Raw genomic sequence first — 20,321 nt, 5'->3', positions numbered from 1 at the left:
ACATGATCTTGAAATCGCATCCCGTCAAGCAAGGCATGCCCGAGGCCGCGTTGAAATATCAGCCCTATCCGCAGGTGGCGCTGCCGGACCGCACCTGGCCATCCAAGACGATCGCCAAGGCGCCGATCTGGTGTTCGGTCGACCTGCGCGACGGCAACCAGGCGCTCGTCGATCCGATGGGGCACGACCGCAAGGCGCGGATGTTCCACCTGCTCCTGGACATGGGCTTCAAGGAGATCGAGATCGGCTTCCCTTCCGCCTCACAGACGGATTTCGACTTCGCCCGCTGGTGTGTCGAGGAAAGTAATGTGCCGGAGGACGTGTCGCTGCAGGTGCTGGTGCAGTGCCGGCCGGAGCTGATCACGCGCACTTTCGAGGCGCTCGAGGGCGCCCGCAATCCGATCGTCCACTTTTATAATTCGACAAGCGAGCTGCAGCGTCGCGTCGTCTTCGCCAGGGACGTCTCCGGCATCAAGCAGATCGCCACCGATGCCGCCAAGATGATCACCGACATGGCGGCAAAGGCGGGAGGCGGCTACCGCTTCCAATATTCGCCTGAGAGCTTCACCGGTACGGAACTCGAAGTGGCGCTGGAGATCTGCAACGCCGTTACCGAGATCATCGGGCCGACGCCGGACAACAAGCTCATCATCAATCTGCCGTCGACGGTCGAAATGGCGACGCCGAACATCTATGCCGACCAGATCGAATGGATGTGCCGCAATCTCGACAACCGAGAGAACCTGATCATCTCCCTGCATCCGCACAACGATCGCGGCACCGGTATCGCCGCCACCGAGCTCGGCCTGATGGCCGGCGCGGATCGCGTCGAGGGTACGCTTTTCGGCAATGGCGAGCGCACCGGCAATGTCGACGTGGTGACGCTGGCGCTCAACATGTTCACACAGGGCGTCGATCCGAAGCTCGACTGCTCGGATATCGAGCGCATCAAGGAAGTCTACGAATATTCCAACCAGATGGTCATTCCGGAACGCCACCCTTACGTCGGCGAGCTGGTCTACACCGCCTTCTCCGGTTCGCACCAGGACGCCATCAACAAGGGCATGAAGGCGCTGAAGCAGGCAAACAAGACGCTCTGGGAAGTGCCCTATCTGCCGATCGACCCGCGCGACGTCGGGCGCAGCTACGAGGCCATCATCCGCATCAACTCGCAGTCGGGCAAGGGCGGCATCGCCTATATCCTGCAGGAGGACTATGGCATCAATCTGCCGCGGAAACTCCAGATAGAGTTCCGCGAGGACATCCAGCGCATTACCGACGAGGAGGGCAAGGAACTGCCGTCGAAGCGGATCCATCAGCGCTTCATAGAAGATTACGTGGAGCAGCCCGGCGCGCGGCTCAAATTCATCGATCACCACACCTATCCGGTGAGCGAACACAAGGGACTGCGCGTCGTTGCCGCCGAGATCACCGACAGGGGCGAGGCCAGGCGGATCGAGGGCAAGGGCACGGGCCCGATCGACGGCTTCATCAATGCCCTGTCGATCTATCTCGGCATCGAGCTCTCGGTGGCAGACTATTCCGAACACTCGCTGCAGCACGGCTCGAACGCCGCGGCGATCGCCTATGTGGAAGTCGAATATCCGGGGGGCACGCTGTTCGGCGTCGGCGTCAACACCAATATCGTCGCCGCCTCGCTCGAAGCGATCGTTTCGGCCGCCAACCGTGTGCTGGAGACGATGGGGAAGTAGCCTTCCGGGGCAGTCCCCCTCTGTTCAGAGGGGGACTGCCCCGTCATATGGCCGCCGCCACCATCTGGGCGAGATCCTGCAGGCCGGCATCCGATGACGGTCCCACCACGACGAAGGAAGCGTTGTTTCGCTGCCAGGAGACGAGGCTTAGATCGCCGCGGATCGTCTCTCTGAATTGATCCGGTTTCCCGCCGCCGCCGTTCTTCAGGAAACAGATGGCGACGATTTCGCTTTCGCGATCGCGGTACATCAGTTGGGCGACGGGTCTGCCGTTGGCGACAAGCAAGCGGGCACCTTCGAAGGTCAGTCCCTTGCGCGTGAGATCGGGGATGCGGAAGGCAACGCCGACGCTTGAGGAGAGCCAGCTTTGGATCTCTGCTGCCTGCGAGGCCGGTACCTCGACAAGGTGCTTTTTCTGGCGCGAATAGATGGCGTGATACTCTGCGACCTCGCCGATCCACGAGCGATCGGCCGCCTCGGGGGCGGGATCGACGATGTTGCCGGCACTGCCAAGAATGAAACCGCCGACGCTGCCGAGGAAGAACAGCGCAACGGCGGCGACGGCAAGGCGCGGCCAGATGCGCAGGCTTCTTTTCGGAAGGTTCGCCGTTGCGACCCGCTCGAAACGCGGCGTGATCCCGGGGCCTTGCTTGATCTGGCGGACCAGAGCCAGAGGCACGGGATCGTGGAGGAAATCCTCGAAGGCCCTGTTGCCGAAGGTGCTGCCTGCTTTCAGGCGCTCAAGCAGAGCCCTCGCGTCGTCGTCCTGCGCCAGCAAGCTATCGAGCTCCGTCTTCTCCGCTTCGCCGATCTCGCCGTCGATATAGGCCGAGAGCCGCACTTCGAGCGCGAGTCCTTTCGTCTCCTGCAACGCTCATGCCCTCCTTTCCGCATCTTCGGACAGCATTGCCGCAAGCCTGAGGCGCGCCGTCGACAATCTGCTCATGACCGTACCGACGGGGATCGCGAGTATGTCCGCCGCTTCCCGGTAGCTGTAGCCTTCGACGTTTACCAGCAGGAACACGCTTGCCAATCCCTCCGGCATGGAGAGGATCATCCTATGCAACTGATTGACATAGACCGCCTTCTCGGCGGTCGCTTCGACGTTGAGTTCGGCAGAACCCAGAAAATCGGTCATGTCGCCCCCGCTGCGGACCTTGCGCTTGCGGATCTCGTCGACCCAAAGATTGCGGGTCATGGCGTAGACCCAGCTCGCCAGCCGACCCTCTCCGTTCCAAAGATGGCTGCGCGTGATCGCGCGCTCGCAGACCTCCTGAAGAAGGTCGTCGGCATCATTGACGTCGCGTGTCAGCGTCATCGCGAAGCGACGCAATTTGGGCAGCAGGCTGACCAAATCCCGTCTGAAGTCCTTCATCTCAACCGCTTGGCGCATTACTCTTCCAATGAGACATGCCGGATCGGGGGCCTGCTCGCCACGCGAACCCACGGCCCATGATATGAAACACGATCCGAAGTCTGCAAGGGAAGAGCCGGAACGCAAAGAGGTTTTTGCGCTTCGGGCCCATCCAATAGCCGTTCTGCGCCTCCGACAGCGGGTTACCTGTCCGAGGAAAGGCGCGCAGCCACGCGCTTCAGTAGTGGCGGAGACCTCCGAGCGATTGCAGCAATGCCCTGTAGGCCCAGGTGTTTTCGCCGCCGCGATCGCGAATCTCGACGAGCTGCAATTTCGCTTCCTCGATCCGGCCCTGCTCGACCAGCGCCTGCCCCATATAGGAGCGGGCAAGGATGTAATTTCCGTCCGCCTGAAGAGCGCGCTTGTAATATTGCATGCCGAGTTCCATACGGCCGGCCTTACGGTTGGCATAGCCGAGATAGTTGAAGACGCGGGCGCTGTGCTGCTCCTTCATGGCGCCGAGAACCTTGATGGCATTCTCGTATTGGCCGGCATAGGCGAGTTCGCGCGCCGCATCGAACAATATATCGTCATCGAGGCTGCTCTTCTTCGCTTCGACGCATTTGTTCTGCTTGGCGTCCCAGACCTTGCCGTTCGTGCATTGGGTGGTCGTCTTGGTCTTCTTCGGCGGCTCGCTGGTGTCATCGCCGACGGCCATCGCCGCGTGGCTCGCTACCGAGGCCGTCAAGACTGCGGAGGCGAAGAGAATGATTTTGCGGTTCGTCATGCCTGTCTCCTGTGAAGATCGGTGATCGGTGACCCAGCCGAACCGGACATCCCCCGGCGGCTGGCTGATCCGAACCGAACGCGAATAAGACGCGCAAGACTCGCCGTTTATTCGACAGGCTGGCCATAAAAATGCGTCGTTTCGGCAAGGGTGGTAGCGGTCGCGTCGGCATTGAGCGCGAAGCGCTCGCGCGTCACCTGCCATTTGTCAGGCGCACCTGCGATCGTGAAGAGATTGTAGGCGGCGACGGGCTTGCTGCCGCCCGGCGCCTGGGAGGCCGATGAGATTCCGACCACCGGCACCGGCCCTGCATGTCCCTTCAGCCAATGAACCGTGTTGAGATGGGTGTGGCCATGCAACACCAGTTCCACTCCACCGGACGAAATCGTCGCGGCGAAACGGCGGATGCCGATCATGCGCTTGTGCATCGAGGTTGCGCCGCGGATCGGCGGATGATGGATCATGATGACCCGGAAGAGCCCGGCCTCGCCGGCCGCGCGCAGCAGATTGACCGTGGCGCGCGCCTGATGCGGCCCGAAATAGCCGCTTGCCGCGAAGGGGGGCGTGGCGACGGCCGTCGAGCAGCCGATGAGCGCGACCTGGCCGCGCACGCGCATATAGGGGAAGCAGGAATGCTCCTTCGCCCATCCGGTTGGACCGACGTCGCCGCGCATATAAGGATACCAGGCACGGGACATCCGCTCGTAGGCGCCCGGCACATAGGCGTCGTGGTTGCCAGGCACGACGGAGACGTCTTTGGGATCGCCGGCTTCCGCGAGCCATTCGGTCACCGCCTTGATCTCAAGCGAGGAGGCGAGATTCACGAGATCGCCGGTGATCGCCAGATGATCCGGTCGGCGGCTCTCCATGTCCTCCATCAGGCACGCGAGCGTGCCGGGGAAAAGGTGGCGCGCTCGGTTTCTGTGCCAGTTGACGAAGCCGGTGATTCTTTTCGAGGCGAGTTCGCGCAGGGTAAGCTCCGGCAACGGCCCGAGGTGAACGTCGGAAATATGCGCGAGTTTGAACATTACCCCCCGTCTAGCGCATATTCGGGATCAGGGAAATCATTTGAAAGAATTATCCCGAACCTCTACAGCGCGGCTGTCGCCTTTATCGATCATAAGGAGTAGCGACATGCAGAGCTGGCGGCTCCGCCTTCTGACCCGGTTCGCCCATGTCTATTTCGCATTCTCGCGCGGCATGACGCTCGGGGTGAGGGCGGCCTGCTTCGACGAAGAGGGGCGGGTGTTTCTGGTCAGGCACTCCTACTTGCCAGGCTGGCACTTTCCCGGCGGCGGCCTCGATCGCGACGAAACCGCGGTCGAGGGGCTGGTCCGCGAATTGGGGGAAGAGGGCAATCTCGAACTCACGAGGCCGCCGACACTTGTACAGGTCTATTACAACCGCAGCACCAGCCGGCGCGATCACGTTATCTTCTTCCGCTGTGAGGGTGTCCGCCAGGAGCGGCCGAAGCGTGCGGACCTTGAAATCGCTGCCGCGGGGTTTTTCACCCTCGACGCCTTGCCGGAGGAGACGACACCCTCGACCCGCCGCCGGCTTGAAGAACTGGCCGGAATCGCAGCGCTGGATTCGTTCTGGTAACACCAAAGGGCGCACGGCTTTCCTCACGTCGATTTACAGGCGATCCCGCCTGTGCGGAGCCGCGAGGTCGAACTCCGGCCCGACCGGCACGATGCCGGTTGGATTGATCATCCTATGGCTGCGATAGTAATGCTGCTTGATGTGGCTCAGGTCGACCGTCGCCGCGACCCCCTCTATTTGGTAGAGGTCGCGCAGGTAACCCGAAAGATGGGGATAATCGGCGATGCGGCGGATGTTGCATTTGAAATGGCCGACATAGACCGGATCGAAGCGGACCAATGTCGTGAACAGGCGCCAGTCGGCCTCGGTCGTGCGATCGCCGAAGAGATAGCGCCGTGAGCCGAGGCGATCTTCCAACTCGTCGAGCATTGCGAAAAGTGCGGTGACGCTCTCCTCATAGGCTTCCTGCGTCGTGGCGAAGCCTGACTTGTAGACACCGTTATTGACCGCGTCATAGACGCGCGCATTGAGGGCGTCGATCTCGGTCCGGAGCGCCTGGGGATAAAAGTCCAGGGTCGAGCCAGTGAGGCCGTCGAAAGCCGAATTGAACATGCGGATGATTTCGGCCGACTCGTTGGAGACGATCGTTTCTCTTTCTTTGTCCCAAAGGACCGGCACGGTGACACGGCCCGTGTAATTGCTGTCGGCGCGAACATAGACCTGCCAGAGGAAGCGTGAATCGAAGAGGTGGTCGACCGTGCCGCCGTTCTCCAGCTTGAACTCCCAGCCATTGCTGAGCATCAGCGGGTCGACGACGGAGAGCGAGATCATCTCCTCCAGCATTTTCAACTTGCGGAATACCAGTGTTCGGTGCGCCCAAGGGCAGGCGAGCGATACGTAGAGGTGGTAGCGACCGGCCTCGGCCTTGAAGCCACTTTCGCCGGAGGGTCCGGGCGAGCCGTCGGCGGTGATCCAGTTGCGGAACTGCGATACACTGCGCTTGAAGCGACCGTTCGTCTCGACGGTATCGTACCAGACGTCCTGCCAGACGCCGTCCACCAGCCTGCCCATTACAGATCTCCATTCCTGATCCTGCTGTCGTTCAAAATAGCGCGCGACGGAGCAGGAGATAGGGGTCGAATCTCGAACAGTGCGTTTTCGGCTTTGACAGGCGGCAAATTTCTGCTATCGGCAACGGAACGCTTTTTCACTTTCGGAAATGACCGATACCCATGATCCAGTCGGGAAACCTGCGACGACGCTGATGCCGCCAACGCCCTTTGGGGTGAGCCACTGCATTCTGTCCGTTCGCATGCCGGTTTTCGACATCCATGAAAAAGCACGATCTCGTCTATCTGACTGAAGACGCGTCCCACGACGCAGCCATCGAAATCATCAATGAAGAAGCCTTTGGTCCCGGCCGGTTTACCCGTGCTGCTGCGCGGATCCGTGAGCAGGGACCACATGATCGGTCGCTTTCGTTCATCTGCACAGACAATGGCGAAACGATCGCGTCGGTCAGGATGACGGCGGTGACCGCCGGATCCGTGCGGGGGCATCTACTCGGGCCTCTTGCGGTCCGGCCGTCGCACAAGAACAAGGGCATCGGCCGGGAGCTCGTACGCATCGCCGTCGAGGCGGCGCGGCGGAAGGGCTCAGAGGCGGTGATCCTCGTCGGCGATCCACCCTATTACCAGCCGCTCGGCTTCGAGAAGGTGCGTTACGGCGCTCTTGAGTTCCCGGGGCCGGTCGATCCGGCCCGGGTGCTGGTCGTGCCGATCGCTACGGGTGTTTACACACGGCTGCACGGTGTGATCGCCTGGCGTGACGACGGCATTGAGTCCGAGGGCGCCATCGGCGCCTCGCGGGAAGTCGCGGCGTGATCGCCTGACCGGGCTGCAAACTCCTCCTTCGTCAGTCATCCTCGGCCTGGGCTGCCCTGAGCCAACGATCCGCGCACAAGCATTGCGGGGAACACCAGGCACGTCGGCCGGGCGACTTTGCAGCAAGGTGCGGCGCCGCGCGCAAAGCGATAAACGCAAGCCCCGTTCACCGCCCTTCGCGATACCAGGTGGCCGAGATGATGAAGAGCAGTGCCGCCAGACCGAGCAGTCCGGAGAACAGCGACAGGGAATTGACGCCCTTGAGCACCGTCTCGTCGGTCATCTTCAGCGACAGGCGCTGGTCGTCGACCGCCCGCACGGCACCTCGAACAGGCAGGATCGAAGGAAGGTCGACCGGGCCGTCGGCATTTGCCAGGCGGCGGAGGGTTCCCTTGGTTTTCTCGGCCCAGGGTTCCAGCTTTTCCTCCGTCGAAATCGCCGCCTTGAACTCCGGTGCATTGACATTGCCGACATGCACGAGCGTCGTCAGCTCGTCATTGGCAACTTCGAAGAGCCCGATCTCGTCGGTGCTGACCTCCGCCTTGTACAGGCCCGGCTCCCGTTCCGTCAGCGTGACCTCCGCCGAGCGGCCGGAGGGATAGGTAAGCGTTGCCTGGCCCGGATCGCCCTCGATCGTCTGCCGGGTGATTTCCAGCGTCCGACCCGAAGCACGCGCGGTCAGCGCCTCCTCTTCGAGGGCCGGCTCCTGCATCAGCCAGTGGGCGGTGCGGCGGTAGAGCGAAATATGCGGGCCGCCACCTTCGAAATTGCGGGCCCAGAGCCAGCCCTGGTCGGAGAGCAACATGGCGACGCGGCCCTTGCCGACGCGGTTGAGCACCAGCAATGGCCGGCTGTCCGCGGCCTCCATCACCGTCTGACCGAGCGGCCTGTCGACATCGACCGTGCGGAACCAGCGCCCCCAGGCCGGAGGCTCGCTGTCCGCACCTTCGAGGCCCCTGGTCACCGGATGCTTCCTGCCCTCCTCGGAAAGGCGCGGGAAGAAGGCCTTTTCGTTGACGACCCCGGTCGGGTTTGCGGGAAGGACGGCCGACAGCGGCGTCGCCGCGATCGAATCGTCGCCGGCATGTTCCGGGCCGGCCGCGATCAGCAGGGCGCCGCCGTTCTGCACATATTGCGCGATGTTGTCATAGTAGAGGATCGGCAGCACGCCGCGATGTTGATAACGATCGAAGATGATGAGGTCGAATTCGCTGATCTTGTCGACGAAGAGCTCGCGTGTCGGGAAGGCGATCAGCGACAGCTCGTTGATTGGCGTGCCGTCCTGCTTTTCGGGCGGCCGGAGAATGGTGAAGTGGACGAGATCCACGGCCGCGTCGGATTTCAACAGGTTGCGCCAAGCGCGCTCGCCGGCATGCGGCTCGCCGGAAACGAGAAGCACCCGTAGGTTCTCGCGAATGCCGTCGATCACGTGAACGGCGCGGTTGTTCGCCTCCGTTACTTCCCCGGCGATCGGATTGACCGCGAATTCGAGAATATTGTTGCCGCCGCGCGGCACGGTAAAGCTGAACGGCACCTCCGTGCCGGGCTCGGCGTGCTCGATCGCGATTTCGTTGCCGTTGAGGCGGATCGTTACTTCGGCGCTGCCCCGGGGGGCGGTACCGTCATCGACGACGCGGAAGGTGAGGTTCTGCTGCTCGCCGACGATGCCGAAGCGAGGCGCGCTGACGATCTCGATGCGCCGGTCGAATTCATCGGGTCTTCCGGTGATCAGACCGTGCAGCGGCGCGTTGAATCCGAGCGTCTGGCTCACATCCGGCACATCGTGCACTTGGCCGTCCGTGATGAAGATGGCGCCGCCGACGCGCGCGGGCGGCACGTCGGCCAATGCCGTTGCCAGCGCGTCGAAAAGCCTTGTCGAGGGCGCGTCGTTGTCCCTGGAATCCGCCGCTTCCACGATGCGCGTTTCGATTTGCGGAAAGCGGGCGAGGCGCTCCTGGAGTCCGGCCAGCGCCTTGTCGGTCTGTTCACGCCTGTCGGCATTCTCCTGGCTCTGGCTGCGATCGACAACGACGGCAACGATAGTCGAAAGCGGTTCGCGCTTCTCTTGGAACAGCACGGGATTAGCAAGCGCAAGGCAGAAGGCCGCGAGCGCGGCCGTACGCAGGAAAGCGCCGCGAACGCGCTGCCAGATACCGAAGGCGGCCAGGACAATGGCCGCCAGGATCAACGCCGTCAGGTAGGGCCAGGGGAGGAGTGGCGAAAAGTCGATGGTCATCGCGGTCTCACTGCCCGAGCCGCTCGAGCAGAGCAGGAACATGCACTTGGTCGGCCTTGTAGTTGCCCGTCAGCATATACATCATGATGTTGACGCCGGAGCGGAAGGAATACTCGCGCTGCATCTCGTCCGGCGGCACCGTCGGCAAGAGCGCGGCGCCGTTCGCGTCTATGGCCCAGGCGCCGGCAAAATCATTGCCGGTAATCATGATCGGCGTCACGCCGTCGCCGGGCCGGGCCGGGCGGTTGCTTTCCTCCTCGCGGTTGTCCAGTTGCGCTTCGATCCAGAGCGGACTGCCGTTATAGCGGCCCGGGAAATTCGTCAGCAGATAAAACGCCTTGGTCAGAACGTGATCCGTCGGAACAGGCTCCAGCGGCGGAATGTCGAGATTGCCGAGGATCGCCTGCAGCCGCTCCGTGTTCGGGCTCGTGCCGCTCGACGAGGCGCCGAGCGAGGAGAACTGGTCGCGGGTGTCGAAGAGCACGGTACCTCCAGCGCGCATATAGGCGTCGATCCGGCTCACGGCCTGTGGACTTGGCATCGGGGCTGTTGCCGAGATCGGCCAATAGATGATCGGGTAGAGGCTGAGCTCGTCGCTCATGATGTCGAGGCCGACGGGAGCGCCGGGCTCGAGCGTCGTGCGGTAGGTCAGGAAACTGGTGAGCCCCCTGAGCCCGCTCTCCGACAGCCGGTCCACCTCGTCCTCGCCGGTGACGACATAGGCGAGATGGGTGGTATCCAGCCGCTCGAGAATGCGATCGTCGCCCGGGCGTATGTCGTCCGCGAAAGCCTGCGGCGGAAGCAGAAGGGCAGCCCCGGCGATGAGGCAAATGAGTGCCGCCGCCGAGCGCGCCGAGCGGATGCGTGAGAAGGCACCCCCCATGAACAGGACGATCACGGCGTCGGCCAGCAGCAGCACGAGGGCGAGCGTCAGCAGCGCCGGCTTCAGCGACCAGCTTTCCGCCTGGACGAGCCGTTCCGAGGCGTAGGGGCCGGCGGTGGTCATGTCGATGCGCTTCAGTTCCGCGTCGCGCGGCAGGAGATTCAGTGCCGTAAAGCCGTCCTCCGAGCCGTAAAGGCCGGGCGGGTTGTCCGGTGTCGCGACCGGTTCCCTGCCGGGCCGCACTTCGAGCGGGCGGGCAGTGCCGGTTTCGGCGACCAGCACGCCATCGGCGTTCAGAAGGCGATAAGGTGCGAGCGCCTGTGCCTTGACGGCCTTGGTCTCGCCGGTAACGCCGCCGCTGCGTGAAAGCTGGACGCTGCGGCGGAGCATTTCCACGAAATCGCCGGAAATCGGCAGGTTCGACCAGGTGGCCTCCGCGCTGACATGGAACAGGATGATGCGGCCCAAACCGCGGACCGCGGTGGTGACCAGCGGCGTGCCGTCCGCGAGGCTCGCCCAGGTCCGCTCCACCAGATCGGCCGTCGGTTCCGCGAGGACCTGGCGCTTGACGAGGATGTCTGTCGGTCGCGCCATGCCGGCAAAGGGGCCGTTGGCCGGATAATCGGTGAGCGGCTGTGGCTCCGACCAGGACAAGGCGCCGCCGAGCGCCCGCTCGCCTTGCCGCAGCGTCACCGGAACAAGCGGATCATCTGCCGGGGCTGCGGCAAGCCTGGGGCCAGCAAAGCGGATGAGCGTCCCGCCATTCTCGATCCATTTCGTCATCAGCGGATAGGTCTCTTCCGGCAAGCGGCCGATGTCGGCCATGATCAAGACCGATGGGCGCTGATCGAGGAGCTCGGGAATGGCGATGGCGAGATCGGTCTCACGCGGCTCAATGAGATCGGCATAGGGGGCAAGCGCGCGATCGATATAATAGAGCGGCGAAAGGAGCGGCTGCGACCGGTCGCGCGCCTCTCCGCTCAACAGCGCCACCCGGCGCCGGCGGAACCCGTCGTCGAGCAGGTGCATCGCGCCGGCCGTGGCCGCACCTTCGATGCCGATGCGGGCAAAGTCGTTCCGCAGTTCGAACGGCGCTTCGATCGTTCCCTTCGCGACCCCTTCGCCGGAGGCAAAATCGATCGAGCCGTCGGCGATCGCACGGCCGCGGCTGTCATAGGCGACAAGCGGAAGGGAACGGTTCGCGTCCGTCTTCAGGCGCGTTGCCGTCACCGACATGCCACTCGACTCGTTCATCGTGTCGGTGATCGCCACCGCCTGGGCGCCGTCCGCCTCGATCACCCGGACGTCCGCCGCGCCGAGTTCGGCAAGCGCCTGCATGGTCTGGGTGTCACCTGTTTCGATGCCGTCGGTGATGAAGGCCGCGGTACCAGGCGCGGTATCGGTAAAGGCTGTATCGAGCGCCGCAAGAGCCGATCGCCGGTTTGCCGGGAGCGGCGCGGGCGCGGCGGCCGCCAACCGGGTGCGCGCGGCGGCTGCCGATCCCGGAGTGGCATCGTGCTGCCGGTCGCCGGTGAGCACGATCGACACGGCCACGTCCCTTGCCTCCGCGTCGTCGATCAGTGCCGAGGCGGCTTCGACCCGGCGCTCCCAATCCGGCGCGGTCGCCCAGCTGTTGTCGATCAACAATAGAAGCGGACCGGAGGAGGCGAGCGTGTTGCTGCGCGGGTTGAACACCGGATTGGCGATTGCCAGGATGACGGCGGCGGCCATCAGCATTCTGATGAGCGTCAGCCACCAGGGGCTCTTCGACGGCGTCTCCTCGCGCTTGATCACCGAGGCAAGGACGCGCAGCGGAGGAAACACCTCGGCTGCGGGGCGTGGGGGCGTCATGCGCAACAGCCACCAGATGATGGGCAGGGCCAGAAGCGCCGACAATATCATCGGATTGGCGAAGGCGAGGGAGAGGCCGCCGATCATAGGAGCCCTCCATGGGTCGCGCGGGAAGGCATTCCGGAAAGATACATATGCACGGCGACCAGCGCCTCGGACGCCGGTCTATCGGTCCGGTGCGGAATGAATGTCCAACCGAGATGCCGCAGCCCGTCGCCCAGGCTGTCGCGGCGTGCGCGATAGGCGCGCTGGTAGTCTTCCCGCAGGATTTCGGCGCGGCCGGCCGTCAGCTTCTCGCCGGTTTCGGGATCGGTGAACTCGGTGCGCCCGGCATAGGGGAAGACCTCTTCGGCCGGGTCGGCGATTTCGACCACATGACCGCGCAGGCCGCGACGCGCGACGGGGCCGAGCCGCTCCATCACCGCGTCCGCCGGGTCCAGAAAATCGCCGATCAGCACCAGATCGCTCATGCCGCGGATCATCCCCGTCTCCGGAAGGCCCTCGGCGAGCGGGCTCAGCATGATCGCGGTTGCGAGCCGTTCGGCGGCGTTGCGGGCGGAAACGGGCTCCATGACACCCGGACAGCCGATCCGCTCGCCGGAGCGGGCGAGAATTTCGGCGAGCGCCAGCATCAGAACCAGCGCGCGGCTTTCCTTCGAGACCTGGCCGAGTGTGGACTTGTACATCATCGACGGCGAGAGATCGGCCCAGAGCCATATCGTGTGCGCGGCTTCCCATTCGCGGTCACGCACATAGGTGTGGTCGTCGCGGGCGGAGCGGCGCCAGTCGATGCGCGACATGCTTTCGCCCAGGCTATAGGGGCGGAATTGCCAGAAATTCTCGCCGATGCCGCGCTTGCGCCGGCCGTGCCAGCCGGAAATCACCGTGTTGGCAATCCGGCGCGCCTCGACGAGGCAATCGGGGACGAGCATCGCGCGTTGCTGGGCGCGCGACAGAACCTCGCCGGAAGGCGTACGCGCGACTATCTGCCCGATCGCGGCCATGCGTTATCCCTTGGCTCGCTTCACCAGATCGCCGATGACGTCGCGTACCGTCATGCCCTCGGCGCGCGCGGCGAAGGTCAGCGCCATACGATGCTGCAGCACGGGTTCGGCAAGGGCGAGTATATCGTCGATGGAAGGAGCCAGTCGGCCGTCGTAGAGAGCGCGTGCGCGGGCGCAAAGCATAAGCGCCTGCCCGGCGCGCGGCCCGGGTCCCCAGGCGACATTCTTGTCCGTCGTCGCATTGCCGTTTCCCGGGCGGGCAGAACGGACGAGCGAGAGGATCGCGTCGACCACTTTCTCGCCCACCGGCATCTGGCGGATCAGCGACTGGAGTTGCTGGAGACGTGCGGCGTTGATGACGGGGCGAGCTTCCGCCTCCGACACGCCGGTGGTCTCCAACAGGATCTGCCTTTCGGCGGCGAGTTCCGGATATCCCACATCGACCTGCATCAGAAAGCGATCGAGTTGCGCCTCGGGGAGGGGATAGGTGCCTTCCTGCTCGAGCGGATTCTGTGTTGCCAGCACATGGAAAGGCTGCGGCAGGTCCTTGCGCGCGCCGGCAATGGTGATGTGATATTCCTGCATCGCCTGCAGCAGCGCCGACTGGGTGCGCGGTGAGGCGCGGTTGATCTCGTCCGCCATCAGAAGCTGCGTGAAGATCGGTCCGGGAATGAAACGGAACGAGCGATGGCCGGCCTGGTCCTGATCCATCACCTCCGAGCCCAGGATGTCCGAGGGCATCAAGTCGGGGGTGAACTGAATCCGGCTGTTGTCGAGGCCGAGCACCGTTCCGAGCGTCGCGACGAGCTTGGTCTTGGCGAGACCCGGCACGCCCACGAGCAGCGCATGGCCGCCCGACAGCACCGCGAGCAGCGTCTGCTCGACGACGCTTTCCTGGCCGAAGATGACCTTGCCGACCTCAGCGCGGATGTGCGCGATTTCGCCGAGGGCGGCCTCCGCGGCGGCGACGATCGCCTTCTCGTCGGCGAGCTCCGTCGCACCCTTCATCACACTCATCGCCTGTCTCCCCACGCATACGTTCGGAACCGAATCGCGGTCCTTCGAACCTTCGGTCCAGTTTTTCAATTTAGACTCTGGCGGGCGGCTGACAAGCCGCCGCAGACGCACTATCTCGTGAGCCACGGAGCGCCTAACGTCCGAAAACCTTGTCGGACGCACAGTGCTTCAGGGAAAAGATCGAGGCCAAACGGGACAGAACGATGGCAGAGCCGAAGATTCAGCAGACGAGTGACGCGGCGGGCCTTGCCGCACTGATCGCTCGCGCTGCCGGTCAGACCGGCGGAGAAGCGAAGGGACTGCCTCCGGTGGAACGTTGGAACCCGCCCTTTTGCGGCGACATCGACATGGAAATCCGCGGCGACGGAACCTGGTTCTACATGGGAACGCCGATCGGCCGCCAGCCGCTCGTCCGACTGTTTTCGACCGTGCTGCGCAAGGACGAGGACGGCAGGACCTATCTCGTCACGCCGGTGGAAAAGGTTGGCATCCGTGTTGCCGATGCCCCATTCCTAGCGGTTGAGATGAGTGTGACCGCACGGAATGGAGCAAGCGTGCTGACCTTCCGCACCAATGTCGGCGATGTGGTCGAGGCAGGTCCGGACCATCCGCTGCGCTTCGTCATCCATGGTGAGAATAGCGAGCTGAAACCTTATCTGCATGTGCGCGGCCGTTTGGAGGCGCTCGTTTCCCGGCCGGTCATGTACGATCTTGTAGAGCTCGGAGAGAAGGCTCAGATCGGCGGGACCGAGATGTTCTGCGTGCGGTCGGGCGGGGCCGTCTTCCCGATCATGCCGGCGGCGGAACTGGAAGCACTGTCCCGATGAGTCGTCCGCTCTTTTCCGCCGAGGAGTTTCGTCGCCGCGCGCGAAAGCAGACGGGTGGTCCGGTTGAGACTTCCTGGCGCGATCATGGGGATTTCCTGCTCAATCCCGGCATCGTGCCTTACCTCGAGACCTTGAATCTGAAAGACGCGGCCGTCCTTGTACCGGTCGTCGACGACGGGGAGGATGCCAGCGTGATCTTTACCCAACGGACCTCGACGCTGCGCAAGCATTCCGGGCAGGTCGCCTTTCCCGGCGGCGCCGTCGATCCTGAGGATCCGTCTGTCGAGATGGCGGCGGTGCGCGAGGCCGAAGAGGAGATCGGGCTCGATCCGCGCTTCGTCGATCCCGTCGGCCGTCTGCCGCATTACATGGCGCTTTCCGGCTTCCGTATCACGCCGGTTCTCGCCGTGGTGCAGCCGGGATTCGAGCTCGTCCTCAATCCGGTGGAAGTCGAAAGCGTGTTCCAGGTGCCGCTCTCGTTTCTAATGGACCCGAAGAACCATGGGCGGGGAAGTCGCCATTGGGATGGTGCCGAGCGGCATTTCTACCGCATGCCCTATGGTGAACGAAACATCTGGGGCATCACCGCAGGCATTGTCCGCATGCTCTATGAAAGGCTTTACGCATGACCTCCATTGCCGCTGAGCCCTGGTTTCAGGCACCGGCGCTGCGCCGGGTCTTCGCGCTCTTGAACGTTGACGGCGGAGAAGCACGGGTCGTGGGGGGCGCGGTGCGGAACGCCCTTCTTGGCCTGCCAGGTGGCGATGTCGATCTCGCGACCACCTGGCACCCAGAAGACGTTGCGGAGCGGGCGAAGACCGCCGGCATCAAGGTGGTCGCAACGGGGATCGACCACGGCACCGTCACGCTCGTCGTCGACGGCGTGCCCTACGAGGTGACGACTTTGCGCGAGGACCTTGCGACCGACGGCCGGCGCGCCGAAGTCGCCTTCGGATCGGGATGGAAAGAGGATGCGGTGCGCCGCGACTTCACCATCAACGCACTCTATGCAAACAGCGAAGGTGAGATCTTCGACTATGTCGGTGGCCTAGCCGATATTGAAAGCCGGACGCTGCGTTTCATCGGTAATGCCGCCGAACGTGTCGCCGAAGATTATCTGCGCATCTTGCGGTTCTTCCGGTTCTTCGCCCACTTTGGCAGCGGCCGGCCCGACGCGGAGGGCCTCAGGGCCTGCGCGCAGGCCCGCGCGAAGCTTGCGACGCTTTCCGCCGAACGGGTCTGGACCGAGATGAAGAAGCTGCTGTCAGCCGCGGATCCCGGCCGCGCGCTTCTCTGGATGCGCCAGGCGGGCGTGCTCGGCGAGGTTCTGCCGGAGACCGAAAAATGGGGCATCGACGCTATCCCGGCCCTGATTACCGCGGAAAAGACCTTCTCCTGGGCGCCTGATCCGCTTTTGAGGCTTGCCGCGATGATTCCACCCGATTCCGAACGGATTGCGGCAATGGCGTCGCGCCTGCGTCTCTCAAAGGCGGAAGCGGCCTATCTCGTCCGGTTCGCCGAGGCGCCGGAGATCGCCGCCGCCCTGCCGGATGCGGCCCTTGATCGCGCGCTTTACCGCCACGACGCCGAGGGGACGATCGCGCGCCTGAAGCTTTCACTTGCCTCCGCCCGCCGCAAGGCCGAGACCGATCCGGCCTTTCTGGCCGAGACGGCCGCGTTTCAGCGGCTGCTGGCACGTGCGGAAAAATGGCGGAGACCGGCCTTTCCACTGACTGGAGCCGACGTCCTGAAGGCCGGCGTGGCGCCGGGGCCGCAGGTCGGAACGCTTCTTTCGCAACTCGAGAATTTCTGGATCGAGCGCAATTTCAGCGTCGACCGGGCAACGCTCGTCGCCCGGCTCGAGTCCCTGGTGCAGGCGCGCTAACGCTCCTGCATGTCTCCTTCGATCGACCTCGATTTCAGGACGAGACATGCAGCAATTCAAAGCTACAGCGACGTTTGCGCGTCTGATGAGACGCGCAGCGCTGCAAGTGGCGTCCGGCGTCACGCAGCCTGTGGCTCGTCGACGATGCGCGCCTTGATGTTGTCGACCATGTTTTCGCGGATGACCGTTTCTCCATGGGTTTCGCGCATATGCTCGACGACCCGGCGTACGATCTCCGCATCATTGTCCGCGCGGGTGTGCCAATCGCAACCGGGGACGAGCGTACCGCATTCGAATAAGCGCATGGTGTTCCTCCTTCTCTTTGGCCGTGGCCGCGGGTGCGCCGAAGTGCCGGCCTCGCTCCAGGAAGTCGAAGCGGGATGCAAGCGGAAAGTTCCGCCGACACCCTCATCCCGCTGTGTTTCGCTCTGCAAATGGGCAGCGCCGCGACCGGCCGCAACCCGGCGACAAGCCTAACATCAACTCCGGCGTTCGGCCAAATCCTGTGGGGTTTGAGTGGATCGATGCGGGTTGGGGGCAGGGCTTGCGTGTTGTCCAGCCCTCGTCCGGAAGATGCTGGCGGGCGGGTATTAAGACCCGCGCTCGAGACCCGCGAAGCCGCGCAAGTCTGGCCCGAGCCGAAGAAAATCCTGTAAGTCCGCGCTTTGTTGATGCTATGGCTTTGACACTTTCAAACGCGCAAAGGCTTTCTCCAGCATGACCGTTGTTCAATCGGAACTGATTTCTGCCATTCGGAGCATTCCGGACTATCCGAAGCCCGGCATCATGTTCCGCGACATAACCACGTTGCTCGGCAATCCGAAGACGTTCCGTCGCGCGATCGACGAACTCGTTCACCCCTATGCCGGCACCAAGATCGACAAGATCGCCGGCATCGAGGCGCGCGGCTTCATTCTAGGCGGCGCGATCGCGCATCAGCTGTCCGCCGGCTTCGTGCCGATCCGCAAGAAGGGGAAGCTGCCGCACGAGACGGTCCGGATCGCCTATAGCCTCGAATACGGCGTCGACGAGATGGAGATGCACAAGGATGCAATCGTGCCGGGCGAAAAGGTAATCCTTGTCGACGACTTGATCGCCACCGGCGGAACCGCCGAAGGCGCCGCCAAGCTCTTGCTTCAGATGGGCGCGGAGATCGTTGCCGCCTGCTTCGTCATCGATCTGCCGGAACTCGGCGGGCGCAGGAAACTCGAGGCGCTGGGCGTCGACGTCCGTACGCTGGTCTCCTTCGAAGGGCACTGAGCGGAAGGCGCTTACCCGCCTCACGTAAATTCGATGACCTTGCTTTCGAAGCGGATCACGGCTTCGCCATGTTGGTTCTCGCCTTCGCAGAGGAGTGTGTTGATCTTCCAGCCGGGGCGCGATGCAAGGGCACGAGCCTCGAGCAGGGTGACTGCGTAGGTCACCGTATCGCCGGCATAGACCGGCTTCAGCCATTTGAGATCGCGGAAGCCGGGCGAAGGGCCGAGCCTCGGCGCGCAGAGTCCCTCGGCTGCAAGCCGCCGGGCCTCGTCCTCCCAGAACCGCACGAAGCACTTCATCCATCCGGCGCTGGTGTGCCAGCCGGAGGCGCAGAGGCCGCCGAAAAGCGAATGCCTGGCCTGCTCCTCGTCCAGATGGAACGGCTGCGGATCGAAGTCACGGGCGAATTGGACGACATCTTCTGCCGCAAACGTCAGGTTGCCGATTACCACCCTGCGGCCGGCGGCGTAAAGCTGCTCCAGCGTTATCATGGTCGCATGCCTCTGTCACGGCGGCGGAACATGATCGAGCCTTCCGAGACCGCAACCGTTTCGCCACTTTGGTTGGTGAGCTCGTTGCGGAACTTCACGAACCCGATGCCGGGCCGAGACGTCGATGGGCGCGATTCCATGACCAGGCTGAAGCCCGAGAGCACGTCGCCGGCCAAAACCGGCTTTTTCCAGTCCATGAAATCGATGCCGGGTGAGCCTTGCGAGGCGGAACGCCCGAGAAAGGCATCGATCATCATGCGCATGCCGATGGCACTCGTGTGCCAGCCGGAAGCGGATAGGCCGCCGAGAATGCTGCGTCGGCCGGCCTCCTCGTCGAGATGCATCGGCTGAGGATCGAAGTCGCTGGCAAAGGCGACGATGTCGGCAGGCCGGACGGCCTTCGGCCGGTAGCCGAAGCGCCGCCCCAGCGTGAAATCCTCGAAATAGAGCATCGCTGGCTCGGTGTTCATCGCATGTCAGGTGTTGAAGCGGAAGTGAATGACGTCGCCGTCCTGGACGACGTATTCCTTGCCTTCGTCGCGCGCCTTGCCCGCCTCCTTGGCACCGGTTTCGCCGCCGAATGCGATGAAATCGTCATAGGCGATCGTGTTGGCGCGGATGAAGCCGCGCTCGAAATCCGAGTGGATGACGCCGGCCGCCTGCGGCGCCTTGGTGCCGCGCGGAATCGTCCAGGCGCGCGTTTCCTTCGGGCCGACAGTGAAATAGGTGATGAGATCGAGCAGCCTGTAGCCAGCACGGATCAGCCGGTCCAGGCCGGCCTCTTCGAGACCGAGGGCGGAGAGAAATTCCCTGGCTTCCTCCTCGGGCAATTGCGCCACCTCGGATTCAATCGCAGCCGAGATGACGACCGTTTCGGCTCCCTGAGCCTTGGCCATTGCTTCGACGGCGCGGGTGTGCTCGTTGCCCGTGGCGGCGTCGCTTTCGGCGACATTGCAGACATAGAGGACCGGATGGGATGTGAGAAGGTTCAGGCCCTGCAGGATGCGCAGTTCGTCGGCGGCAAGCTTCGCCGACAGCGTCCGCACCGGCTTGCCTTCCTGCAGCAGCTTCAGCGAGGCCTCCATGATCGGAAGCTGCGCCATCGACTCCTTGTCCTTGCCGGTCGCCCGCTTGCGCGTCTGTTCGGTGCGCCGCTCGAGGCTCTCGAGATCGGCGAGCATCAGCTCGGTCTCGATGGTCTCGGCGTCCTCGACCGGATGGATGCGGCCCTCGACATGGGTGATGTCATCGTCCTCGAAGCAGCGCAGCACATGCACGATCGCATCGACTTCGCGGATATTGGCGAGAAACTGGTTGCCGAGACCCTCACCCTTGGAGGCGCCGCGCACGAGGCCGGCGATGTCGACGAAGGAGATGCGGGTTGGGATGATCTCCTTCGACTTGGCGATATCGGCAAGCCTGCGCATGCGCGGGTCCGGCACGGCCACTTCGCCGGTGTTCGGCTCGATCGTGCAGAACGGGTAATTCGCCGCCTGTGCCGCCGCCGTCTTGGTGAGCGCATTGAAGAGTGTCGACTTGCCGACATTCGGCAGCCCGACGATACCGCATTTGAAGCCCATGGCTGAAAC

At 63.7% G+C, this 20,321-nt stretch carries 20 protein-coding genes; 7 read left to right on the top strand and 13 right to left on the bottom strand.

Features of this window, described 5'->3' with window-relative positions; genetic code table 11:
* The first annotated feature begins 2 nt into the window (after window positions 1-2).
* Window positions 3-1,712 carry a 2-isopropylmalate synthase gene (gene leuA, locus EKH55_RS11515; protein WP_151611540.1) on the top strand — a complete coding sequence of 570 codons (1,710 nt, stop codon included), beginning with the start codon at window positions 3-5 and terminating at the stop codon, window positions 1,710-1,712.
* Between the two features lie 43 nt (window positions 1,713-1,755).
* On the opposite strand, the gene EKH55_RS11510 is transcribed toward leuA, so the two are convergent.
* From EKH55_RS11510 to EKH55_RS11495, 4 genes are all read right to left on the bottom strand, one after another.
* A complete protein-coding gene (locus EKH55_RS11510) occupies window positions 1,756-2,583 on the bottom strand; it encodes an anti-sigma factor family protein (RefSeq protein WP_069458040.1) in 828 nt (275 codons plus the stop codon).
* 3 nt (window positions 2,584-2,586) lie between these two features.
* Window positions 2,587-3,105, bottom strand: a complete 519-nt coding sequence (locus EKH55_RS11505; RefSeq protein WP_069458039.1) for an RNA polymerase sigma factor — start codon at window positions 3,103-3,105, stop codon at window positions 2,587-2,589.
* A 199-nt stretch (window positions 3,106-3,304) separates the two neighbouring features.
* Window positions 3,305-3,853, bottom strand: coding sequence for a tetratricopeptide repeat protein (locus EKH55_RS11500; RefSeq protein ID WP_069458038.1), 549 nt, complete (start codon window positions 3,851-3,853; stop codon window positions 3,305-3,307).
* A 107-nt stretch (window positions 3,854-3,960) separates the two neighbouring features.
* Window positions 3,961-4,881 (bottom strand): metallophosphoesterase family protein, encoded by a 921-nt coding sequence (locus tag EKH55_RS11495; RefSeq protein ID WP_069458037.1) that lies wholly within the window; start codon window positions 4,879-4,881, stop codon window positions 3,961-3,963.
* 106 nt (window positions 4,882-4,987) lie between these two features.
* Between EKH55_RS11495 and EKH55_RS11490 the strand changes: the two genes are divergently transcribed.
* Window positions 4,988-5,455 (top strand): NUDIX domain-containing protein, encoded by a 468-nt coding sequence (locus EKH55_RS11490; RefSeq protein WP_069458036.1) that lies wholly within the window; start codon window positions 4,988-4,990, stop codon window positions 5,453-5,455.
* Window positions 5,456-5,488: 33 nt separating this feature from the next.
* Here the strand turns inward: EKH55_RS11490 and EKH55_RS11485 are convergent, their stop codons facing one another.
* Complete coding sequence (locus EKH55_RS11485; RefSeq protein WP_069458035.1) at window positions 5,489-6,466, bottom strand: glutathione S-transferase family protein; 978 nt, start codon at window positions 6,464-6,466, stop codon at window positions 5,489-5,491.
* Window positions 6,467-6,726: 260 nt separating this feature from the next.
* On the opposite strand from EKH55_RS11485, the gene EKH55_RS11480 reads away from it, so the two are divergent.
* Entirely contained in the window at window positions 6,727-7,278 is a 552-nt protein-coding gene (locus tag EKH55_RS11480; protein WP_151611539.1) for a GNAT family N-acetyltransferase, read from the top strand.
* A gap of 166 nt (window positions 7,279-7,444) precedes the next feature.
* On the opposite strand, the gene EKH55_RS11475 is transcribed toward EKH55_RS11480, so the two are convergent.
* The 4 genes from EKH55_RS11475 to EKH55_RS11460 are packed head-to-tail and all read right to left on the bottom strand — an operon-like array spanning window position 7,445 to window position 14,269.
* Window positions 7,445-9,514, bottom strand: coding sequence for a hypothetical protein (locus EKH55_RS11475; RefSeq protein WP_069458202.1), 2,070 nt, complete (start codon window positions 9,512-9,514; stop codon window positions 7,445-7,447).
* Window positions 9,515-9,521: 7 nt separating this feature from the next.
* A complete protein-coding gene (locus EKH55_RS11470) occupies window positions 9,522-12,335 on the bottom strand; it encodes a DUF4159 domain-containing protein (protein WP_069458033.1) in 2,814 nt (937 codons plus the stop codon).
* Complete coding sequence (locus EKH55_RS11465) at window positions 12,332-13,252, bottom strand: DUF58 domain-containing protein (RefSeq protein ID WP_069458032.1); 921 nt, start codon at window positions 13,250-13,252, stop codon at window positions 12,332-12,334. Before EKH55_RS11465 ends, EKH55_RS11470 begins: the two co-directional genes overlap by 4 nt.
* Before the next feature lie 3 nt (window positions 13,253-13,255).
* Window positions 13,256-14,269, bottom strand: coding sequence for an AAA family ATPase (locus EKH55_RS11460; protein ID WP_069458031.1), 1,014 nt, complete (start codon window positions 14,267-14,269; stop codon window positions 13,256-13,258).
* Between the two features lie 203 nt (window positions 14,270-14,472).
* Here EKH55_RS11460 and EKH55_RS11455 point away from each other — a divergent pair, with 203 nt between their 5' ends.
* From EKH55_RS11455 to EKH55_RS11445, 3 genes are read left to right on the top strand one after another with little or no spacing between them, the layout of a single operon-like run.
* Window positions 14,473-15,096 (top strand): DUF1285 domain-containing protein, encoded by a 624-nt coding sequence (locus tag EKH55_RS11455; protein WP_069458030.1) that lies wholly within the window; start codon window positions 14,473-14,475, stop codon window positions 15,094-15,096.
* Entirely contained in the window at window positions 15,093-15,725 is a 633-nt protein-coding gene (locus EKH55_RS11450) for a CoA pyrophosphatase (protein ID WP_069458029.1), read from the top strand. The genes EKH55_RS11455 and EKH55_RS11450 overlap by 4 nt, the downstream gene beginning before the upstream one ends.
* Window positions 15,722-16,981 (top strand): CCA tRNA nucleotidyltransferase, encoded by a 1,260-nt coding sequence (locus EKH55_RS11445; protein ID WP_151611538.1) that lies wholly within the window; start codon window positions 15,722-15,724, stop codon window positions 16,979-16,981. Before EKH55_RS11450 ends, EKH55_RS11445 begins: the two co-directional genes overlap by 4 nt.
* Window positions 16,982-17,100: 119 nt before the next feature.
* Here EKH55_RS11445 and EKH55_RS11440 read toward each other — a convergent pair whose 3' ends face one another.
* Window positions 17,101-17,286: a DUF1059 domain-containing protein gene (locus EKH55_RS11440; RefSeq protein WP_069458027.1), complete on the bottom strand. Its 186-nt coding sequence runs from the start codon at window positions 17,284-17,286 to the stop codon at window positions 17,101-17,103.
* Window positions 17,287-17,698: 412 nt separating this feature from the next.
* On the opposite strand from EKH55_RS11440, the gene EKH55_RS11435 reads away from it, so the two are divergent.
* Window positions 17,699-18,241 carry an adenine phosphoribosyltransferase gene (locus EKH55_RS11435; protein ID WP_151611537.1) on the top strand — a complete coding sequence of 181 codons (543 nt, stop codon included), beginning with the start codon at window positions 17,699-17,701 and terminating at the stop codon, window positions 18,239-18,241.
* Between the two features lie 20 nt (window positions 18,242-18,261).
* Here the strand turns inward: EKH55_RS11435 and EKH55_RS11430 are convergent, their stop codons facing one another.
* The 3 genes from EKH55_RS11430 to ychF are packed head-to-tail and all read right to left on the bottom strand — an operon-like array spanning window position 18,262 to window position 20,312.
* Entirely contained in the window at window positions 18,262-18,732 is a 471-nt protein-coding gene (locus EKH55_RS11430; RefSeq protein WP_083265293.1) for a MaoC family dehydratase, read from the bottom strand.
* On the bottom strand, window positions 18,729-19,184 hold the full coding sequence (locus tag EKH55_RS11425) for a MaoC family dehydratase (protein ID WP_151611983.1): 456 nt from the start codon (window positions 19,182-19,184) through the stop codon (window positions 18,729-18,731). The genes EKH55_RS11430 and EKH55_RS11425 overlap by 4 nt, the downstream gene beginning before the upstream one ends.
* A 24-nt stretch (window positions 19,185-19,208) precedes the next feature.
* Complete coding sequence (gene ychF / locus EKH55_RS11420; RefSeq protein ID WP_069458024.1) at window positions 19,209-20,312, bottom strand: redox-regulated ATPase YchF; 1,104 nt, start codon at window positions 20,310-20,312, stop codon at window positions 19,209-19,211.
* Window positions 20,313-20,321 lie beyond the last annotated feature (9 nt).

Source organism: Sinorhizobium alkalisoli, assembly GCF_008932245.1.
Taxonomy (GTDB): Bacteria; Pseudomonadota; Alphaproteobacteria; order Rhizobiales; family Rhizobiaceae; genus Sinorhizobium; species Sinorhizobium alkalisoli.
This window is presented reverse-complemented; position numbering and strand designations above follow the sequence as displayed.